The sequence below is a fragment of the Streptomyces sp. PL-25 genome (assembly GCF_058344915.1).
The window spans coordinates 5,990,711-6,011,259 of record NZ_CP136997.1 but is presented as its reverse complement, the minus strand read 5'-3'; the positions used below and the strand labels follow the sequence as shown (position 1 = coordinate 6,011,259).

Annotated in this window: 13 protein-coding genes; 4 read left to right on the top strand and 9 right to left on the bottom strand. The window is 69.3% G+C overall.

The window, feature by feature from the left end; translation table 11 throughout:
* Window positions 1-156 precede the first annotated feature (156 nt).
* From R4Z62_RS26845 to R4Z62_RS26835, 3 genes are all read left to right on the top strand, one after another.
* Window positions 157-1,386, top strand: a complete 1,230-nt coding sequence (locus R4Z62_RS26845) for a thiolase family protein (protein ID WP_064535818.1) — start codon at window positions 157-159, stop codon at window positions 1,384-1,386.
* Complete coding sequence (locus tag R4Z62_RS26840) at window positions 1,383-3,512, top strand: 3-hydroxyacyl-CoA dehydrogenase NAD-binding domain-containing protein (RefSeq protein WP_064535817.1); 2,130 nt, start codon at window positions 1,383-1,385, stop codon at window positions 3,510-3,512. Before R4Z62_RS26845 ends, R4Z62_RS26840 begins: the two co-directional genes overlap by 4 nt.
* Before the next feature lie 80 nt (window positions 3,513-3,592).
* Window positions 3,593-3,988 (top strand): NYN domain-containing protein, encoded by a 396-nt coding sequence (locus R4Z62_RS26835; RefSeq protein ID WP_064535816.1) that lies wholly within the window; start codon window positions 3,593-3,595, stop codon window positions 3,986-3,988.
* A gap of 20 nt (window positions 3,989-4,008) precedes the next feature.
* On the opposite strand, the gene R4Z62_RS26830 is transcribed toward R4Z62_RS26835, so the two are convergent.
* From R4Z62_RS26830 to ngcE, 9 genes are all read right to left on the bottom strand, one after another.
* Entirely contained in the window at window positions 4,009-5,535 is a 1,527-nt protein-coding gene (locus R4Z62_RS26830; RefSeq protein WP_491521117.1) for an amino acid permease, read from the bottom strand.
* Window positions 5,536-5,705: 170 nt separating this feature from the next.
* Window positions 5,706-7,637: a 1-deoxy-D-xylulose-5-phosphate synthase gene (dxs, locus tag R4Z62_RS26825; protein WP_018564433.1), complete on the bottom strand. Its 1,932-nt coding sequence runs from the start codon at window positions 7,635-7,637 to the stop codon at window positions 5,706-5,708.
* Window positions 7,638-7,857: 220 nt separating this feature from the next.
* Entirely contained in the window at window positions 7,858-9,153 is a 1,296-nt protein-coding gene (locus tag R4Z62_RS26820; RefSeq protein ID WP_018564434.1) for a sugar ABC transporter permease, read from the bottom strand.
* On the bottom strand, window positions 9,150-9,941 hold the full coding sequence (locus tag R4Z62_RS26815) for an ATP-binding cassette domain-containing protein (protein WP_064535813.1): 792 nt from the start codon (window positions 9,939-9,941) through the stop codon (window positions 9,150-9,152). The genes R4Z62_RS26820 and R4Z62_RS26815 overlap by 4 nt, the downstream gene beginning before the upstream one ends.
* 230 nt (window positions 9,942-10,171) lie before the next feature.
* Window positions 10,172-11,278: a sugar ABC transporter substrate-binding protein gene (locus tag R4Z62_RS26810; RefSeq protein WP_355479755.1), complete on the bottom strand. Its 1,107-nt coding sequence runs from the start codon at window positions 11,276-11,278 to the stop codon at window positions 10,172-10,174.
* 134 nt (window positions 11,279-11,412) lie between these two features.
* Complete coding sequence (locus R4Z62_RS26805) at window positions 11,413-12,612, bottom strand: ROK family transcriptional regulator (RefSeq protein ID WP_064535811.1); 1,200 nt, start codon at window positions 12,610-12,612, stop codon at window positions 11,413-11,415.
* A gap of 250 nt (window positions 12,613-12,862) precedes the next feature.
* Complete coding sequence (locus R4Z62_RS26800) at window positions 12,863-13,789, bottom strand: carbohydrate ABC transporter permease (protein ID WP_064535810.1); 927 nt, start codon at window positions 13,787-13,789, stop codon at window positions 12,863-12,865.
* A gap of 2 nt (window positions 13,790-13,791) precedes the next feature.
* Window positions 13,792-14,718, bottom strand: coding sequence for a carbohydrate ABC transporter permease (locus R4Z62_RS26795; RefSeq protein ID WP_064535809.1), 927 nt, complete (start codon window positions 14,716-14,718; stop codon window positions 13,792-13,794).
* Window positions 14,719-14,809: 91 nt separating this feature from the next.
* Window positions 14,810-16,255 (bottom strand): N-acetylglucosamine/diacetylchitobiose ABC transporter substrate-binding protein, encoded by a 1,446-nt coding sequence (gene ngcE / locus R4Z62_RS26790; protein ID WP_064535808.1) that lies wholly within the window; start codon window positions 16,253-16,255, stop codon window positions 14,810-14,812.
* Window positions 16,256-16,720: 465 nt separating this feature from the next.
* Between ngcE and R4Z62_RS26785 the strand changes: the two genes are divergently transcribed.
* Window positions 16,721-20,524 carry a GH92 family glycosyl hydrolase gene (locus R4Z62_RS26785; protein WP_491521116.1) on the top strand — a complete coding sequence of 1,268 codons (3,804 nt, stop codon included), beginning with the start codon at window positions 16,721-16,723 and terminating at the stop codon, window positions 20,522-20,524.
* Window positions 20,525-20,549 lie beyond the last annotated feature (25 nt).

The window sequence follows — 20,549 nt, the reverse complement described above, 5'->3', positions numbered from 1 at the left end:
CCTTCCGGGGCGTTCCGGTGCCGTGGGGTGTGATGTTCGCCGCTTGGGGCGGGGGGACTGGGCAGTTACATTACCCGCGAGTAGCATGAGCGCTGAGCGCGCGCTCAGCTCCGCGCGCCGCAGCAGTGCCATCCCGCACCCTGGAGGAGAGCCATCGTGCCTCGTACCGTCAGGGACGTCGTCTTCGTCGACGGCGTCCGCACCCCGTTCGGCAAGGCGGGCCCGAAGGGCATCTACCACGAGACCCGCGCCGACGACCTCGTCGTGAAGGCGATCCGGGAGCTGCTGCGCCGCAACCCCGGGCTCGACCCGAAGAAGGTCGACGAGGTCGCCGTCGCCGCGACCACGCAGATCGGCGACCAGGGCCTGACCATCGGGCGCACGGCGGGCATCCTGGCGGGCCTGCCCACCTCGGTGCCCGGCTACTCGATCGACCGCATGTGCGCGGGCGCGCTGACCGCCGTGACCACGGTGGCCGGCTCGGTCGCCTTCGGCGCGTACGACGTGGCCATCGCGGGCGGTGTGGAGCACATGGGACGCCACCCCATGGGTGAGGGCGTCGACCCCAACCCGCGCTTCGTCAGCGAGAAGCTGGTCGACGAGTCCGCGCTGTTCATGGGCATGACCGCGGAGAACCTGCACGACCGGTACCCGGGGATCACCAAGCTGCGTGCCGACGAGTACGCGGTGCGCTCCCAGGAGAAGGCCGCCAAGGCGTACGCGAACGGGAAGATCCAGGCCGACCTGGTGCCGATCTCGGTGCGCCGCACCAGCCCCGAGGGCGGCGAGACCGGCTGGGGTCTCGTCACCGCCGACGAGCCGATGCGTCCGGGCACCACCCTGGAGAACCTGGCCGGACTCAAGACGCCGTTCCGGGTGCACGGCCGGGTCACCGCGGGCAACGCGGCCGGTCTGAACGACGGCGCCACCGCCTCCGTGATCGCCAGCGAGGAGTTCGCCCGCGCGAACGGCCTGCCGGTCAAGATGCGCCTGGTCTCCTACGCCTTCGCGGGCGTGGAGCCCGAGGTCATGGGCTACGGCCCGATCCCGGCGACCGAGAAGGCGCTCGCCAAGGCCGGTCTGGCCATCTCCGACATCGGTCTGTTCGAGATCAACGAGGCCTTCGCCGTGCAGGTGCTGGCCTTCCTGGAGCACTACGGCATCGCGGACGACGACGCGCGCGTCAACCAGTACGGCGGCGCCATCGCCTTCGGTCACCCGCTCGCCTCCTCCGGTGTCCGGCTGATGACGCAGCTGGCCCGGCAGTTCGAGGAGCAGCCGCACGTCCGCTACGGCCTGACCACGATGTGCGTCGGCTTCGGCATGGGCGCGACGGTCATCTGGGAGAACCCGCACTTCGAGAGCGCTGCCGGAGGCGACAAGTGAGCACCACCACGGAACTCCTGAAGGGCGCGGCCGAGCTGTTCCCGGGCGAGGTCGTCACCCAGGCGCACGTACGCCACTTCGACCTGCCGCTGGGTGCGGGCCGCTTCGCGCTCATCACCCTGGACAACGGCCTGGACCACACCAAGCCGACCACCTTCGGACCGGCCTCGCTGGCGAACCTGGACGCCGCGATCGACCAGGTCGAGAAGGAGGCCGCGGACGGCACCCTCGTCGGCGTCGGCATCACCGGCAAGCCGTTCATCTTCGCGGTCGGCGCCGACCTCAAGGGCGTCGAGCTGCTGGAGCGGCACGAGGACGCGCTCGCCATCGGCAGGGGCGGCCACGAGGTCTTCAAGCGGCTGGCGAAGCTGGCCGTGCCGACCTTCGCGTACTACAACGGCGCGGCCATGGGCGGCGGTGTCGAGGTCGGTCTGCACTGCACCTACCGCACGGTCTCCGCCGCGCTGCCGGCGTTCTCGCTGCCCGAGGTCTTCCTCGGTCTGGTGCCCGGCTGGGGCGGCTGCACCCTGCTGCCGAACCTGATCGGCGCGGACAACGCGGTCACGGTCGTCATCGAGAACAGCCTCAACCAGAACCGGCAGCTCAAGGGCAAGCAGGTCTACGAACTCGGCATCGCGGACGCGCTGTTCGAGGGCGCCGACTTCCTGGAGCAGTCGCTGATCTGGACGGCGTCCGTCCTCAAGGGCGAGATCGCCGTGGAGCGCCCCGCGGTCGACCGCGGCGAGGCGTGGGACCGGGCCGTCGCGCGCGGCCGGGCCATCGCCGACTCCAAGGTGCACGGCGCGGCCCCGGCCGCCTACCGCGCCCTGGAGATCGTCGCCGCCGCGAAGGACGGCGACCTCCAGGCCGGTTTCGACGCCGAGGACCGGGCCCTCGCGGACCTGATCATGGGCGGTGAACTGCGCGCCGGTATCTACTCGTTCAACCTGGTGCAGAAGCGCGGCAAGCGCCCCGCCGGTGCCCCGGACAAGAACCTGGCCCGTCCGGTGACCAAGGTCGGCGTGGTGGGCGCGGGCCTGATGGCCTCTCAGCTCGCCCTGCTCTTCCTGCGCCGCCTGGAGGTCCCGGTCGTCCTCACGGACATCGACCAGGACCGTATCGACAAGGGTGTGGGCTACGTCCACGCCGAGATCGACAAGCTGCTGGGCAAGGGCCGGATCAACCAGGACAAGGCCAACCGCCTCAAGGCGCTGGTGACCGGTGTCCTGGACAAGGCCGAGGGCTTCGCGGACGCCGACTTCGTCATCGAGGCGGTGTTCGAGGAGATGGGCGTCAAGCAGCAGGTGTTCGCCGAGGTCGAGGCGGTCGCCCCGGCGCACGCGATCCTCGCCACCAACACCTCGTCCCTGTCGGTGTCGGAGATGGCCTCGAAGCTGAAGAACCCGGAGCGGGTCGTCGGCTTCCACTTCTTCAACCCGGTCGCGATCCTGCCGCTGCTGGAGATCGTGCGCGGCGAGCGGACCGACGACGCCTCCCTGGCGACCGCGTTCGCGGTGGCCCGGAAGCTGAAGAAGACCGCGGTGCTGGTCAAGGACGCCCCGGCGTTCGTGGTCAACCGCATCCTGACCCGCTTCATGGGCGAGATCCAGAACGTCATCGACGAGGGCACCCCGGTGGAGGTGGCGGAGAAGGCGGTCGAGCCGCTCGGTCTGCCGATGTCCCCGCTGGTGCTGCTGGAGCTGGTCGGCCCGGCGATCGGGCTGCATGTCTCCGAGACCCTCAACCGGGCGTTCCCGGAGCGCTTCACGGTCTCCCCGAACCTCAAGGCGGTCGTCGGGGCCGGCAAGCGCGGCTTCTACGTCTACGACAGCGGCAAGCCCGAGCTGGACCCCGAGGTCGCCGCGCTGCTGGAGCAGGGCGACACCGTCCTGACCGAGGAGCAGGTGCGGGCCCGGGTGCTCGACGCGGTGGCCCAGGAGATCGGGCTCATGCTGGAGGAGGGCGTCGTCGCCGAGGCGCAGGACATCGACCTGTGCCTGATCACCGGCGCGGGCTGGCCCTTCCACCTGGGCGGCATCACGCCGTACCTGGATCGCGAGGGCGTCAGCGAGCGGGTCAACGGCAAGCGGTTCCTGGCGCCGGGCGTGGCGTCGGTCCCGGTGTGACCGATCCGCACTGACGGGGTGTGCCGCACGGACCAGCGCCGTGCGGCACACCCCTTTCCCGTGCGTGGGAGGCTGAGCGCATGACGGAGGACGGAGCGGGCGCGGTGCCGCCGCTGCTGGTGGTCGTGGACGGGGCCAATGTCGTGGGGTCCGTGCCGGACGGCTGGTGGCGCGACCGGCGCGGAGCCGCCGAGCGGCTGCGGGACCGGCTGGCGGCCCACGCGGGTCCGGGGCTGCCCGGACATCCCGGGCCGGTGGAGATCGTGCTGGTCGTCGAGGGCGCCGCCCGGGGCGTGCGGCCGGTTCCGGGGGTGCGGGTGGAGGCGGCGCCCGGCAGCGGCGACGACCTGGTGGTGGCGCTGGTCGAAGAGGCCGCGGGCCGCCCGGTGCTGGTGGTGACGGCGGACCGGGAACTGCGCCGCCGGGTGGCGGAGCGGGGCGCCGAGGTCACCGGTCCGCGTACGGTACGGGGCTGAGCCGCGCCCGCGCGGGCGGGCTACGGCGTCCCGCCGGGGGGCGGCCCGCCGGGCGGGGTGTCCGCCGCCGCGCGGGCGCGCTGGGCGAGGCGGCTGTGCGAGCGGCCGTAGAGGAAGTAGACGACGAAGCCGATCGCCATCCAGACGGCGAACCGCAGCCAGGTCTCGGCGGGCAGGTTCAGCATCAGCCACAGCGAGGCGAGGACGGAGACGACCGGCACGAAGGGCACCAGCGGGGTGCGGAAGGCGCGGTGCAGGTCGGGGCGGGTCCTGCGGAGGATGATCACGCTCAGCGCGACGACGATGAAGGCGAACAGAGTGCCGATGTTCACCAGTTCGGCCAGTTCGCTCAGGCTGGTGAAGCCCGCCACGATCGCGATGATCGCGCCGAGCAGGATGGTCGGCCGGTAAGGGGTGCGGAAGCGCGGGTGGGTGTGCGAGAAGAAGCGGGGCAGCAGACCGTCCCGGCTCATCGCGAAGAACACCCGGGCCTGACCGAGCAGCAGGATCATGCACACCGTGGTCAGGCCGATCGCGGCGCCGAAGCTGATCAGCCCCGCGAACCAGGGGTGCCCGGTGGACTTGAACGCGTCGGCGAGCGGCGCGTCCACGGACAGCCTGCTGTACTTCTGCATGCCGGTGACCACGATGGACACGGCCACGTACAGGGCGGTGCAGATGACCAGTGAGCCGAGGATGCCGCGCGGCACGTCGCGCTGCGGGTTGCGGGTCTCCTCGGCCGCCGTGGCGACCACGTCGAAGCCGATGAAGGCGAAGAAGACCACGGAGGCGGCGGTGAAGATGCCCATCACGCCGAAGTCCGAGGGCGCCCAGCCGAACATGAGCTGGACCAGTGGGGCCTGGAGGTCGCCGCCCGCCGTGACCGGCCGGGCCTTGGGGATGAACGGGTCGTAGTTGCCGCCCTTGACGAAGAAGGCACCGGCGATGATCACCACGAGCACCACCGCCACCTTGATCGCCACGACGACCGCGGTGACCCGTGCGGAGAGCTTCATGCCGACCACGAGGATGGCGGTGAGGACCAGGACCAGGACGGCGGCGAGGATGTCGAAGCCGAAGCCGGAGGCGGCGTCCCGGCCGCCGAGGTAGGCGGGCAGGTGCCAGCCCGCGTTGTCGAGCAGCGAGTGGATGTAGCCGGACCAGCCGACGGCCACCACCGCCGTGCCGAGCGCGAGTTCGAGCACCAGGTCCCAGCCGATGATCCAGGCCGGGAACTCGCCGAGCGAGGCGTAGGAGAAGGTGTACGCCGATCCGGCGACCGGGACCGTGGAGGCGAACTCGGCATAGCACAGCGCGGCGAGCGCGCACACCACGCCGGCCACCACGAACGACAGCGACACGGCCGGTCCCGCGGTGTTGCGGGCGGCCGTGCCGGTGAGGACGAAGATGCCGGTGCCGATGATGACACCGACGCCGAAGACGGTCAGGTCGAGGGCGGACAGCGACTTGCGCAGCGCGTGCTCGGGGTCCTCGGTGTCCTGGATCGACTGCTCGATGTTCTTCGTCCGGAACAGCGAATCGGTCACGGGCCTACCTCCCACGCTGCTCGCCTCGACCTGGCTCGACGTGATCGAGAGGGCTGGGGACGCGAATGTCCCGGCACTGGCAGGTTCACTCAGAAGGACCGGTTCCGCCACCTGTGGGAGGGTGACGGAACCGGTCCTTCCGGTGTGCGCGGGGTGTGGCTGCCCGCCGGTCAGTCGCGGGCGGGCTGCACCGCCTGGTCGACGTCGGCCGCCGTCCGCGCGAAGCGGCCGTCCAGCTCGGAGACCAGGCCGGTCACCTGGCGGGCGATGTCGGGCGCGGTCAGGCCGATCTCCGCCATGACCTCGGCGCGCGAGGCGTGGTCGAGGAAGCGCGGCGGGATGCCGAAGTCGCGCAGCGGCACGTCGACGCCCGCGTCGCGCAGCGCCTGGGCGATCGTGGAGCCGACACCGCCGACGCGGGAGTTGTCCTCGACGGTGACGACCACGCGGTGCCGCTCCGCCAGCGGGGCCATGGCCTCGTCGACGGGCTTGACCCAGCGCGGGTCGACGACCGTCGTGGAGATGCCCTGCTTGTCCAGCAGCGCCGCGATCTCCAGGCACATCGGGGCGAGCGCGCCGACGGAGACGAGCAGCACGTCGGGGGTGGCGGTGCCGGGCTCGCGCAGGACGTCCATGCCGCCCACCCGGCCCACGGCGGGCACGGCGGGGCCGACGGCGCCCTTGGAGAAGCGGACCACGGTGGGCGCGTCGTCGACCGCGACGGCCTCGCGCAGCTGGGCGCGGACCTGGTCGGCGTCGCGCGGGGCGGCCAGCCGGAGGCCGGGCACGACCTGGAGGATCGACATGTCCCACATGCCGTTGTGGGAGGCGCCGTCGGTGCCGGTGACCCCGGCCCGGTCCAGGACGAAGGTGACGCCGCACTTGTGCAGGGCCACGTCCATCAGCACCTGGTCGAAGGCGCGGTTGAGGAAGGTGGCGTAGACCGCGAAGACCGGGTGCACGCCCGCGTGGGCGAGGCCGGCGGCGGAGACCGCGCCGTGCTGCTCGGCGATGCCGACGTCGTAGACCCGGTCGGGGAAGGCCTTGGCGAACTTGTCCAGGCCGACCGGCTGGAGCATGGCCGCCGTGATGGCGACGATGTCCTCGCGCTCCTTGCCGAGCCTGACCATCTCCTCGCCGAAGACGGAGGTCCAGTCGGCGCCGGAGGCGGCGATCGGCAGGCCCGTGTCCGGGTGGATCTTGCCCACGGCGTGGAAGCGGTCGGCCTCGTCCTGGAGGGCGGGCTGGTAGCCGCGGCCCTTCTCGGTGAGGCAGTGCACGATGACCGGGCCGCCGAAGCGCTTGGCGCGCGTCAGCGCGGACTCCAGGGCCTCGATGTCGTGGCCGTCGATCGGGCCGACGTACTTGAGGCCCAGGTCCTCGAACATGCCCTGCGGGGTGATGAAGTCCTTCAGGCCCTTCTTGGCGCCGTGCAGCGTCTCGTACAGCGGGCGGCCGACGACCGGGGTGCGCTCCAGGACCTCGCGGGTGCGGGCGAGGAAGCGCTCGTAGCCGTCGGTGGTGCGCAGAGTGGCCAGGTGGTCGGCGAGGCCGCCGATGGTGGGCGCGTAGGAGCGCTCGTTGTCGTTGACGACGATGACGAGCGGGCGGTCCTTGGCGGCGGCGATGTTGTTCAGCGCCTCCCAGGCCATGCCGCCGGTCAGGGCGCCGTCGCCGATGACGGCGGCGACCTGGCTGTCGCGCCGCAGGATCTGGTTGCCCTTGGCGATGCCGTCGGCCCAGCCGAGCACCGTGGAGGCGTGGCTGTTCTCGATGACGTCGTGCTCGGACTCGGCCTGCGCGGGGTAGCCGGACAGGCCGCCCTTCATCTTCAGCCGGGAGAAGTCCTGACGGCCGGTGAGCAGCTTGTGCACATAGGACTGGTGGCCGGTGTCCCAGAGCACCTTGTCCTTCGGCGAGTGGAAGACCCGGTGCAGGGCGATGGTCAGCTCCACCACACCGAGGTTGGGGCCGAGGTGACCGCCGGTCTTGGACACGGCGTCGACCAGGAAGGTCCGGATCTCCTCCGCCAGCTGGTCCAGCTCCTCCATGCTGAGCCGGTCCAGATCGCGCGGTCCCCTGATGCGGGTCAGCAGCGGCACCCGTGCCTCCTTGCAGTAGAGCTGATCGAGCTGTTGCCGGGCTTGTCGAGTCTAATGTTCCGCTCGGGCGCCCTGCGGCCGGGCGGTGCGTCGTAGGTCACGCGAACGGCTGTACCCCGGCCGGGGCCGTTCCATGGCCGGGGCCGGGCACCGGCTTTCCCGACGCGGCTGTGCCCGGCACCGCAGGGGCGCCGGGCACAGGTGTTCGGGTCGGTCGCGGTCAGGCGCGGCCGGCCGTCTTCTGGGTCTTGCGGGTGACCGAGTCGATGACGACGGTGGCCAGCAGGACCGCCGCGGTGATCATGTACTTCACCGGCTCGGCGATGGACTCCAGCTGGAGGCCGTACTGGATCGAGACGATGACGAGGACACCGAGGAGCGCGTTCCAGGTGCGCCCGCGGCCGCCGAAGAGGGACGTGCCGCCGATGACGGCCGCCGCGATGGCGTTCATCAGCAGGTCACCGGTGCCGGCGCTCTGGTTGGCCGAGGCGATCTTGGAGGCCAGGAAGAGGCCGCCGATCGCGGCGAAGCCGCCCGAGATGCCGAAGACGGAGATCCGGATGGCGGTGACGTTGATGCCCGCGCGGCGGGACGCCTCGACGCTGCCGCCGAGCGCGAAGATCTTCCGGCCGAAGGCGGTGCGGCGCAGCAGGAAGTCGGTGCCGATCAGGAACACCAGGAAGATCACCGTGGCCAGCGGCAGCCCCTTGTACTGGTTGTACATGAAGGCGGCGGCGAAGGAGATCACGGCGAGCAGCACGGTGCGCAGGACGGTGTCGCTGAGCGGGCGGGAGGGGATGCCCGCGGCCTCCCGGCGGCGGTTGCCGAGGAAGGAGGTGACGAAGAACACCACGACCACGATCAGGGCCAGCCCGTAGGCGGCGGCCACGTCCGCGAAGAAGTACGTCGTCAGCTTGCCGATCAGGCCGTCGCTGTCGAGGTTGATGGTGCCCTGGGCGCCCAGGATCTTGAGCATGAAGCCGAGCCAGAACAGCAGGCCGGCCAGGGTCACGGCGAAGGCGGGGGCGCCCAGCACCGCGAAGAAGAAGCCGTGGGCCGCGCCGATGGCCGCGCCCGCGGCGACGGCGATGAGCACGGCGGCCCACTCGGGCCAGCCCTGGTTGACCGCGAGGACGGCGGCCAGGGCGCTGCCCGCGCCGCTGACGGAGCCGACCGACAGGTCGATCTCGCCGAGCAGCAGCACGAAGACGATGCCGACGGAGATCATGCCCGTGCCGACCATCGTGACGGTGATGTCGCTCAGGTTCTGCGCGGACAGGAACTGCGAGTTGAGGCTCTGGAAGACGACGCAGATGATGATCAGGCCGAGGATGACCGGGAGCGAGCCCAGTTCACCGGCCTTCATCTTGCGCTTGAACTCGCCGAAGTAGCCGGCCAGTCCCTGCTCGCGCACCAGGAGGCGCGGGTCGACGGCGGTCACCGCCGCGGCCGCGGCCTCGGTGTTCTCCACGGTCGGCCCGTCCTGCGCGGTGGCGGAGGTCTTGTCGATGCTCACTTGGATACCTCCCCGTTCGCGCGCGCCGCACGGCGGGTCACGGCGTTGTCGGTGGCGCCGGTGATGGCGGAGATGATCTCCTCCTGCGAGGTCGTCCTGACCTCGAAGACACCGTTGTTGCGGCCCAGTCGAAGGACGGCGACCTTGTCCGCCACGGCCTTCACGTCGGCCATGTTGTGGCTGATCAGGATGACGGCGTGGCCGCGCTCGCGCAGCCGCTCGACGAGGTCGAGCACCTGGGCGGTCTGCTCGACGCCGAGGGCGGCGGTGGGCTCGTCCAGGATGACCAGCTTGGGCTCGCCGAGCATGGAGCGGGCGATGGCCACGACCTGGCGCTGGCCGCCGGAGAGCGAGGCGATCGGGATGCGCACGCTCGGGATGCGGATCGACAGGGTGCGCAGCAGCTCCTGGGAGCGGCGCTCCATCTCGACCTCGTCGAGCACGCCGAACCGTTTCAGTTCGCGGCCCAGGTAGAGGTTGCCGACGACGTCGATGTTGTCGCACAGCGCGAGGTCCTGGTAGACGGTCGCGATGCCGAGGCTCTGGGCGTCGTGCGGCTTGCCGATCTGGACGGGCCTGCCGTCCCACTCGATGACGCCCTCGTCGATGGGGTGGACGCCGGCGATCGTCTTGACCAGCGTGGACTTTCCGGCGCCGTTGTCGCCGACCAGGGCGACCACCTCACCGGCGTGGACCTCAAGCTCTACGTCGGTGAGCGCCTGAACGGCACCGAACCGCTTGGAGACCCCGCGCAACGCCAGCACGGGCGTAGCGGACACGTGAACCATCTCCTTCGCCGCCTGACCCGGCGGGAGGTTGTGCAGAAGTTTGGGGGGAGGGTGTTCCGTCCGGCGCCCCGCGCCGAGCTTGCGGGGCTGAATGGCGCGCGGGGCGCCGGCGGAGCCATGGGGCGGCCGCGGTCCGTGCGGGAGGTCGCTGGCGACTCCCGCTGCGGACCGGTGCGGGCCGCTCGACGGCGGTCCGGTGGGACCGGCGTGTGCGGTCCCGGCCGGGCCGCTTACTTGACGCCGGCCTTGTCGCAGTCGGCCTTGTACTTGCCGGTGCAGATCTGGGCGGCGGTGTAGAAGCCCTCCTTGATGACCGTCTCGTTGACGTTGTCCTTGGTCAGCGAGATGACCGGGACCAGCAGCGCCGGGACGCCCTTGGCGCTGTCGCTGTCGACCTTGGTCTTGGCGATCGAGTCCAGGCTGGTGCCCTTGGCGAGGGCGACCGCCATCTCGGCGGCGACGTTCGCCTCGGTCGGGTAGGACTTGAAGATGCTCATGTTCTGCTCGCCCGCGAGGATGCGCTGCACACCGGCGAGTTCGGCGTCCTGGCCGGTGACCGGGACGCTGATGCCCGCGGCCTTCAGGGCGGTGATGGCGCCGCCGGCCATGCCGTCGTTGGCGGAGTAGACGCCCGCGATGTTCTTGGCGCCGATCGCGGAGATCGCCGCCTCCATCTCGGAGTTGGCGTTGTCCGGCGACCACTCCTTGGTGTCGTACTCCTTGGCGATGGTCACCTTGCCGTCGAGGGCGGAGTGGGCGCCCTTCTTGAACTGGGCGGCGTTCGGGTCGGTCACCGAGCCGTTGATCATGACGATCTTGCTCGCCTTGGTGGCCTTGCTGCCCATGGCCTTCAGCAGCGCCTCGCCCTGCGCCTTGCCGACCTCTTCGTTGTCGAAGGTGGTGAAGGCGTCGATGGGGCCCTCGGCCAGGCGGTCGTAGGCGACGACCTTGATGCCCTGGTCCTTGGCCTTCTGGATGGAGTTCTTGATGGCCTTGGCGTCCACCGCGTCCACGATGAGCACGTCCACCTTGTTGGTGATCATCGTGTCGACCTGCTGGCTCTGCAGGTTGGCGTTCTGCTGGGCGTTGTTGTAGAAGACCTTGCCCTTGTTGTTCGTCAGCTCCGCGACCTTCTTCTCGATCAGGGGCTTGTCGAACTGCTCGTAACGAGCGGTCTTGTTCTCCGGCAGCAGCAGGCCGACCTTGATGTCGTCGCCCTTCTTGGCCGCGGGGGCGGACGACGAGGTGTCCTTGTCCTTGGACTCCTTGGCACTGCCACAGGCGGCGAGCGAGACGGCCATGGCACCAGCGGCAACGGCGAAGGCCGCACGACGCATACGCGTGTTCACTTCCTCAAACCTCCCTGACGAGGCCGCGTCGTTGCGGCCGAGGTGGCTGGAAGTCAACTCGGCCGCACGTGCGGCGTCAAGAAGTAAATCCTTAACGAGATGGCAACGGTGCCATACGTTCTCTAAGTGAAGGCAGGGGTCGCCGCGGTCAGGGTTCCGTCCAAAAGGGTCGAATCCCCCATCTCGCTGAGCGCCAGCGCGAGGGCGCCCAGCACCTCCGCACGGCCGCCGAGTGCCCCGGGGAGCACGGACAGTTGACGGGCGGCGCTGGGGATGGCGTAGCGGCCCACGGACTCCCGGATGGGGCCGAGGACCAGCTCGCCCGCCTCCGCGAGATCACCGCCGAGGACCACCCGGCTCGGGTTGAGCAGGTTGCAGAGATTGGCCACCCCGCTGCCGATGTGCCGGCCGACGTCGGCGATCACCCGGCGGCAGCCCGGGTCCCCGTCCCGGGCCAGCCGCACCACGCCCTCCATGGTCAGCTCGGTGCCGTGGCTCGGCTGGAGCAGCGGCAGCACGTAGCGGGCGGCGGTGAAGGTCTCCAGGCAGCCGCGGTTGCCGCAGCGGCAGACCGGTCCCGCCTCGTCGAGCGTGATGTGCCCGATCTCGCCTGCGGTGCCGCCGGGGCCGCGGTAGATCTTGCCGTTGATCACCAGGCCGGCGCCCACACCGCTGGCGATCTTGATGTACGCCAGGTCGCGCACCCCGCGCCCGCTGCCCCAGACCAGCTCGCCGAGGGCGCCGAGGTTGGCGTCGTTGTCCACGTGCACGGGGACGCCGAGGCGCCCGCGCAGCTCCTCGGCGGGCTTGATGCCGCCCCAGCCCGGCAGGATCGCGGTGGAGCCCAGCGTGCCGGACTCCACGTCGATCGGTCCGGGCACGCCGAGGCCCACCCCGGCGATCTTGGCGCGGTCCACCCCGGTCGCCGTGATCAGCCGGCTGACCAGCTCCTCGGCCCGGTCGAAGCCCTCACTGGAGGAGGCGTCCACGTCCAGCGGCTCGGACTCCTCGGCGAGCACCTGGTGGGCCAGGTTCCCGATCGCGACCCGCAAATGGGTGTGCCCGAAGTCGACCCCTATGACGATCCCGGCGTCCCCGCTCAGGGACACGCTGCGGGCCCGGCGCCCGCCCGCCGACGTGGGGGTGACCTGGACCGTCCCCCCGTCCTTCAGCTCCCGCACGATGTTGGAGACCGTCGCCGCGGACAGACCCGTGGTCCGCGCGATCTCCGCCTGGGTGAGGGATCCGGCAAGACGCACGGCACGTACGACCCGCTCCAGGTTGGCTCGGTGCAGCGACGACTGCGACCCTGGAGTCTCCACGACGACCTCCTGAGCGCGGGGCCGCTTCGGCGAGGCCCCGTCCATGTCCAACAAGTGAACTCTAAGATGAGCCGTTCGGGTCGCCTCCCGTCAAGAGGTTGAACCGTTTCAAGGGCCACGGAGAATGACACTGGCATGCACAGGACAGCACGTCAGGGCACCGGAAACCGTCTCGCGGACATGCAGAGGACCGCCCCCGGCATATCGCCGGGGGCGGTCCTGGAGCGGCGGGGCCTCGCGGCCCCCGAAACTATTTCAGCGCACCTGCGGTGAGCCCCTGCACCACCTGTCGCTGGAAGATGATGTACGCCGCCAGCACCGGCAGCATCGCCATCACCAGACCCGCGAAAAGGCCCGACCAGTCGCCCTTGTAACCCTGGCTGACGGCCAGCTGGACCAGGCCCTGGGTGAGGACGCGTTTGTCCGGGTCGGTGTTCAGCACGGTCGGCAGGATGTACTGGTTCCACTGCCCCAGGAAATTGAAGATCCCGACGCTGATCAGGCCGGGCTTCGCCATCGGCAGCATGATCTGGAAGAACGTCCGGGTGTGCGAGGCACCGTCCACGAAGGCGGCCTCCGCCACCGAACTGGGCAGCGACCGGAAGAACGCCGTCAGGAAGAACACCGTGAAGGGCAGCGAATAGGCGATATAGACCAGGATCAGCCCGTGGATGGTGTTCAGCAGCCCCATGTTGTTCACGACGTAGAACAGCGGGACCAGCGCCAGAATGACGGGAAAACTCATGCCGGCGATGAACAGGTAATAGATGAACCGGTTGCCCGGGAATTCGAAGCGGGCCAGTACGTAGGCCGCCATCGAGCCGAGCACCAGCGTGCCCACGAGCGAGCCGCCGACCACCAGGACGGTGTTCAGGAAGTAGTCGCTCATATGGGCGTCGTTCCACGCCCGGGACCAGTTGTCGAAGTGCAGCTTGTCGGGCAGCGCCCAGGGCGAGCTGAAGATGGCCCCGTCGGACTTGAAGGAGGTCATCACCGCCCACACCAGCGGCAGCACGACCATGATCGCCCAGATGATCAGGACCCCGTGCGAGAAGACGTTGAGGATCCCGCCCTCCTTCTTCTGGCGGGGCTCCTTCTTCGCGCCGGGGGTGCCGGTCTTGGTGACGGCGACGCCGGACTCGGCCGGCACGGGGGCGGGGGTCTCGGTGGTTTCCATGCTCAGAACTCCAGCCGCTCGCGCCGGCCCAGCTTCATCACGAGGGCCGAGAAGGCCAGCGTGACGACGAGCAGGGCGACGCCGATCGTGGTGGCGTAGGCGGCCTGACCGTCACGGAACGCCTTCTGGTACACGTACAGGACCATGACGGTGGTCGAGTAGTCGGGGCCGCCGGGGCCGGTCGTCATGATCTGCACGACGGCGAACGACTCCGCGCCGAGCGCGAGGATGCCCATGTAGACCCAGCCGGACTGCACGGTGTCCCACAGCAGCGGCAGGGTGATGCGGAAGAAGGTGGTGAAGCGGCTCGCGCCGTCCAGCAGCGCCGCCTCGTACAGGTCCGCCGGGATGGAGGCCATCGCCGCCGAGAAGAGCACCACGAAGAAGCCGGTGGTCGACCAGACGAGCACGGCCATGACGCACCACAGGGCCAGGTTCGGGTCGCCCAGCCACAGCGGCTGGAGGCTGCCGAGCCCGATCCCGCGCAGCAGGGAGTTGATCGCCCCGCTGTCCGGGTTGTAGGCGAAGGCGAAGAGCAGGGCGACGATGGCGATCGACAGCACCTGCGGGAAGAAGTAGACGATCTTGTAGAAGGAGGAGCCGCGGACACCGCTGATCGCCGGTCCGCCCCTTCTGCGCCGCCCGCCGACATTGATCATGAAGGAGAAGAACAGCGCCAGCCCGATCGTCACCACCGGCAGTACCAGGGCGAACACCAGGCTGTGCTGCAACGACTTCCAGAAGATCTCGTCGTCGAACATCCGCTTGTAGTTGTCGACGCCGACCATCTTGAAGTCGGGACTCAGGCCCGTCCAGTCCGTGAACGAGTAGTAGATGGACTGGATGAACGGCCAGACGACGAAGAGCGCGTACAGCCCCAGGGGTACCACCAGGAACCCCACGATGAACCGGTACTTGCCGTGCTGCATTGCTAGCGACCCCGATCTGAAGGGCGGGCGGTGCCGCCAGGGTCCGTCCGGCGGCCTGACCGACCGCCGGACGGACCCTGATGACGAGCCCTCACTGGTGCTTGTAGTGCTTGATCGACGTGTCCTTGGCGGCCTCGTCGGCGAAGCCCTGGATCTTCTTGATGGTCTCCGCCGGGGTGGCACGGCCGGCCATCATCTCGCCGAGACCGGACACACCGATCTTCTCCTTCTGGAGCTGCACGTACCAGTCCTGCATGCGCGGGTTCACCACATTGGTGCCCGCCTTCTCCAGCGCCGCCACACCCGACTTCAGACCGGGGGTCAGGTCGATGCCGGTGGTGCCGCCGTTGTACGCGGTCAGCGACTTCACCTTGGCGGTGAAGTTCTTGGAGGACGCCTCGCTGAGCATGATGCGCAGCTGCTCCATGCCGCCCTCGGTGTTCGCGGCCTTGGCCGGGACGATGAAGGGCTCGCCGCCGGAGGCCCAGATCGTGCCGAACGGCATCTTGTCGGAGCTGTCGAGGCCGGTGGGCGCGGAGACGGCGAGGTCGAAGTCCTTGGGGATGACGTTCGCGGACTCGTTCTCCACCCAGGAGCCGTTCGGGATGAACAGCGCGTTGCCCTTGGCCCACGCGGTCTGCGACTGGATGTGGTCGAGACCGGGGGTGCCCTTGAGGATGAAGCCCTTCTTGTACAGCTCGTAGTACGCCTCGAAACAGGCCTTGACGGCCGGGTGCTTCCAGGCGTTCGGCTCCAGGTTGTCGATGGCGTCCAGGACCTCGCGGCCGCCGACCTTGCCGATCATCGGGTAGAGCGAGAACGGCAGGTAGTACGGGTACTTGCCCGCGTAGGTCCAGCCGGCCATGCCCTTGGCCTTGGCCTTGGTGCAGACCTTGATCATCTCGTCCCAGGTCTCCGGGTACTTCTCGTCCAGCGCGTCCAGCGCCTTCTGGGAGTACCAGACACCGTAGACGGTGTAGGCGTAGTAGAAGATCCAGACCGGCTTGCCGTCGAACTGGCCCATCTCGACGATGCCCGGCCGCAGCGTGTCACGGACCTTCTTGCTCGGGTCGTCGTAGGACGGCGCGTCCAGCAGCGGGGTGAGGTCCGCCAGCTGGTTCTTGCCGACCAGCACACCCATGTCCATCTGCTCGGCGCCGGAGTTGTCGATGAGGTCCGGCGGGTTGCCCTGGTTGAACCGGGGCTGGAGCGTGGACTGGATCTTCTGGGTGGTGGTGAACTTCACCTTCGCCTTCGGGAAGTTCTTCTGGTAGATCCCGGTCGCGTCCTTGGCGTACTCCGAGCCGAAGCCGCCGTCGAAGAGGACGAATTCCATCTGCGCGGTGTCGTTGACACCGAGCGGATTCTTCGCCGTCTTCTTGCCCGCCTTGGCCTTGTCCTGGCCGTCGCCACCGCCGCTGGCGCAGGCGGACAGGAAGCTCATCGCGGGCACGGACGCGAGTCCGAGGGCCGCGGACCTCTTGATGAGGGAACGGCGGCCGACGCCCCCGTGGTTCTCGGCGGAAGTGGATCCCATGCGCAAGTCCTCGCCTTCTCCAGGACTCAGGCGGTGAACCGGATCCTCCCCGGCACCGCGGTAGGCCAAGCTGGGTCATGCAAAAAGTACTTCGTTGCGTCATCCACCGGGAGCGCTGGGAAAACAAGGAGGCCGACGCGTTTCGCACGTCAAACCACCTTTCCGGCTCCCCCCGGCGGCCGCGGCCGAGCAGTCGAACGGCTTCGCGGACGCCGACAGGTATAGTCCACTTCAGGCGGACGGAGCAAGATCGAACGCAAGGTTCACTGTCGGTCTTTTCCGAGTTGAGACCTCACGGAAATATGAACCCCCTGTGGGGGTCCTTGACGGAAATATCCGGGACTTCACGCCCGAATGCCGCACCCAACACCCTTGACATCCCTGGCCACTTGACTCCCTACTGGTGCTTGCGCCGAATTTGACAACGTTGTCCGGCGCCAGAAGAACCAGGGAGGGTGCCCTCATATGCAGCGCAGAGTACGGCACAGATGGGGTCCGGCGGTCGTGGTCACGGCCGCCTTCGCCTTGGCCGCGGGTTCCCAGGGGGCGGCGGTGGCCCTGCCGGGCAAGGCCCCGGCGGCGGACCGGGAGTTCACGTCCTCGTTCGAGTCCGGCGACCCGGCACCGGACTGGCTGAACACGGTCGACACCGGGCGGGACGGCGGCAAGCGCGCCTCGGGCGTGGACGGCGGCTACAGCACCGGTATCCCGGGCAATGTGGACGACCATGTCACCGGGTTGCGGGCCAGCGCCGAGAACAGCGGCTCGGGCGAGGTGAAGGAGAACCTGGTCGACAGCGAGCCGGGCACCAAATGGCTCGCGTTCGAATCCACCGGCTGGGTGGAGTTCGACCTCGACAAACCCATAAAAATCACTCGATACGCTCTCACGTCCGCCAATGACTACGGCGAGCGCGACCCGAAGGACTGGACGCTCCAGGGCTCCGCCGACGGCAAGGACTGGAAGACCGTCGACAGCCGCTCCGGGGAATCCTTCGCCCAGCGGCTCCAGACGAAGACCTATGACCTCGCCGCGCCGGCCGAGTACCAGCACTTCCGGCTCGACATCAGCAAGAACAACGGCGCCTCGGGCATACTCCAGCTCGCCGATGTGCAGTTCTCCACCGGAGACGACGGCGGGTCCACCCCGCCGGACATGCTCTCACTGGTCGACCGCGGCCCCAGCGGCTCGCCGACCGCGAAGGCCGGCGCCGGCTACACCGGCACCCGGGCCCTGCGCTACGCCGGCCGGCACACCGCCAAGGGCCGCGCCTACTCGTACAACAAGATCTTCGACGTGAACGTCAAGGTCACCCGGGACACCCAGCTGTCCTACCGCCTCTTCCCGTCGATGGCCGACGGCGACCGCGACTACGACGCCACGAACGTCTCCGTCGACCTCGCCTTCACCGACGGCACCTATCTGAGCCGTCTCGGCGCCACCGACCAGCACGGCTTCGGACTGAGCCCGCAGGCGCAGGGCGCCGCCAAGACGCTCTACGTCAACCAGTGGAACAACGTCTCCTCGCGGATCGGGTCGGTCGCGGCCGGCAAGACCGTCGACCGCGTCCTGCTCGCCTACGACTCCCCCACCGGCCCGGCGAAGTTCCGCGGCTGGCTGGACGACGTGTCGATCAAGCAGGCCGCTCCCGAGCGCCCCAAGGCGCACCTGGCCGACTACGCGCTGACCACCCGCGGCACCAACTCCAGCGGCAGCTTCTCGCGCGGCAACAACTTCCCCGCGACCGCCGTGCCGCACGGCTTCAACTTCTGGACCCCGGTCACCAACGCGGGTTCGCAGAGCTGGCTGTACGAATACGCACGTGCGAACAACAGCGACAACCTGCCCACCATCCAGGCGTTCGCCGCCAGCCACGAGCCCAGCCCGTGGATGGGCGACCGGCAGACCTTCCAGGTGATGCCGTCGGCCGCGTCCGGCACCCCGGACACCGGCCGGGCCGCCCGCGCGCTGCCCTTCCGGCACGAGAAGGAGACCGCGCACCCCTACTACTACGGCGTCACCTTCGAGAACGGCGTCAAGGCCGAGATGGCCCCGACCGACCACGCGGCGGCGCTGCGCTTCACCTACCCCGGTGACGACGCCAGCGTCCTGTTCGACAACGTCACCGACCAGGCCGGCCTGACCCTGGACAAGGAGCACGGTGTCGTCACCGGCTTCTCGGACGTGAAGTCCGGGCTGTCCACCGGCGCCACCCGGCTCTTCGTCTACGGCGTCTTCGACAAGCCCGTCAAGGACGGCGCGTCCTCCGGCGTCAAGGGCTACCTCCGCTTCGACGCGGGCAGGAGCCGCAGCGTCACGCTGCGCCTGGCCACCTCGCTGATCAGCGTCGACCAGGCCAAGGACAACCTGCGCCAGGAGATCCCGGCGGGCACCTCCTTCGGCACGGTCGAGCACCGCGCCCAGCGCACCTGGGACAAGCTGCTCGGCAAGGTCGAGGTCCAGGGCGCCACCCCGGACCAGCTGACCACGCTGTACTCCAGCATGTACCGGCTGTACCTGTACCCGAACTCGGGCTTCGAGAAGGTCGGCGGCAAGGACCGCTACGCCTCCCCGTTCTCGGCGATGACCGGCGAGGACACGCCGACGCGGACCGGCGCGAAGATCGTCGACGGCAAGGTGTACGTCAACAACGGCTTCTGGGACACCTACCGCACCACCTGGCCCGCGTACTCGCTGCTGACGCCCTCGCAGGCCGGTGAGATGGTCGACGGGTTCGTGCAGGGCTACAAGGACGGCGGCTGGACCTCCCGCTGGTCCTCACCCGGCTACGCCGACCTGATGACGGGCACCTCCTCGGACGTGGCGTTCGCCGACGCGTATGTCAAGGGCGTCCCCATGGACGCGAAGGCGGCGTACGACGCGGCCGTCAAGAACGCCACCGTGGTGCCCCCGTCCTCCGGGGTGGGCCGCAAGGGCATGAGCACCTCGCCCTTCCTCGGCTACACCAGCACCGCCACCGGTGAGGGCCTGTCCTGGGCCATGGAGGGCTACGTCAACGACTACGGCATCGCCAAGATGGGCGAGGCCCTCTACAGGAAGACCGGGCAGAAGCACTACCAGGACGAGGCGCAGTACTTCCTCAACCGCGCCCAGGACTACGTGAAGATGTTCGACCCGAAGGCCGGCTTCTTCCAGGGCAAGGACGCCAAGGGCAACTGGCGCGTCGACTCCGCGAAGTACGACCCGCGCGTGTGGGGCTACGACTACACGGAGACGGACGGCTGGGGCTACGCCTTCACCGCCCCGCAGGACAGCCGGGGCCTGGCCAACCTGTACGGCGGCCAGAAGGGCCTGGCGGACAAGCTCGACACGTACTTCGCCACCCCGGAGACGGCCACCTCCGAGTTCGCCGGATCCTACGGCGGGATCATCCACGAGATGACCGAGGCGCGGGACGTGCGGATGGGCCAGTACGGCCACTCCAACCAGGTCGCCCACCACGTCACGTACATGTACGACGCGGCCGGGCAGCCCTGGAAGGCGCAGGAGAAGATCCGCGAGGTCCTCTCCCGGCTGTACGTGGGCAGTGAGATCGGCCAGGGCTACCACGGCGACGAGGACAACGGCGAGCAGTCGGCCTGGTACCTCTTCTCCTCGCTCGGCTTCTACCCGCTGGTCATGGGCAGCGGCGAGTACGCGATAGGCAGCCCGCTGTTCACCAAGGCGACCGTGCACCTGGAGAACGGCCACGACCTGGTCGTCAAGGCGCCGCGCAACAGCGCCCGGAACATCTATGTGCAGGGCGTCCGGTTCAACGGCAAGAAGTGGGACTCGACGAACCTGCCGCACTCGCTGCTGTCCAAGGGCGGGGTCCTGGAGTTCGACATGGGCCCGCGGCCCTCGAAGTGGGGCACCGGCAAGAACGCGGCGCCGGTGTCGATCACGACCGGCGACAAGGCGCCCGCCCCGCGCGCGGACGTGCTCAAGGGCGAGGGCGCGCTGTTCGACGACACCTCGGCCACGGACGCCACGGTGACCTCGGTGGACCTGCCGGTGACCGGCGCCGCCAAGGCCGTCCAGTACACGCTGACCTCGTCGGGCGACCGCACGAAGGCGCCGAAGGGCTGGACGCTCCAGGCGTCGGCGGACGGCACGCACTTCAGGACGCTGGACCGGCGCTCGGGCGAGTCCTTCGCCTGGGACAAGCAGACCCGGCCGTTCACCATAGCCTCGCCGGGCACGTACCAGAAGTACCGGCTGGTGCTCGACGGTTCCGCGACGCTGGCGGAGGTGGAGCTGCTGGCCTGACGCGCACCCGGTGCGCGGCACAGCA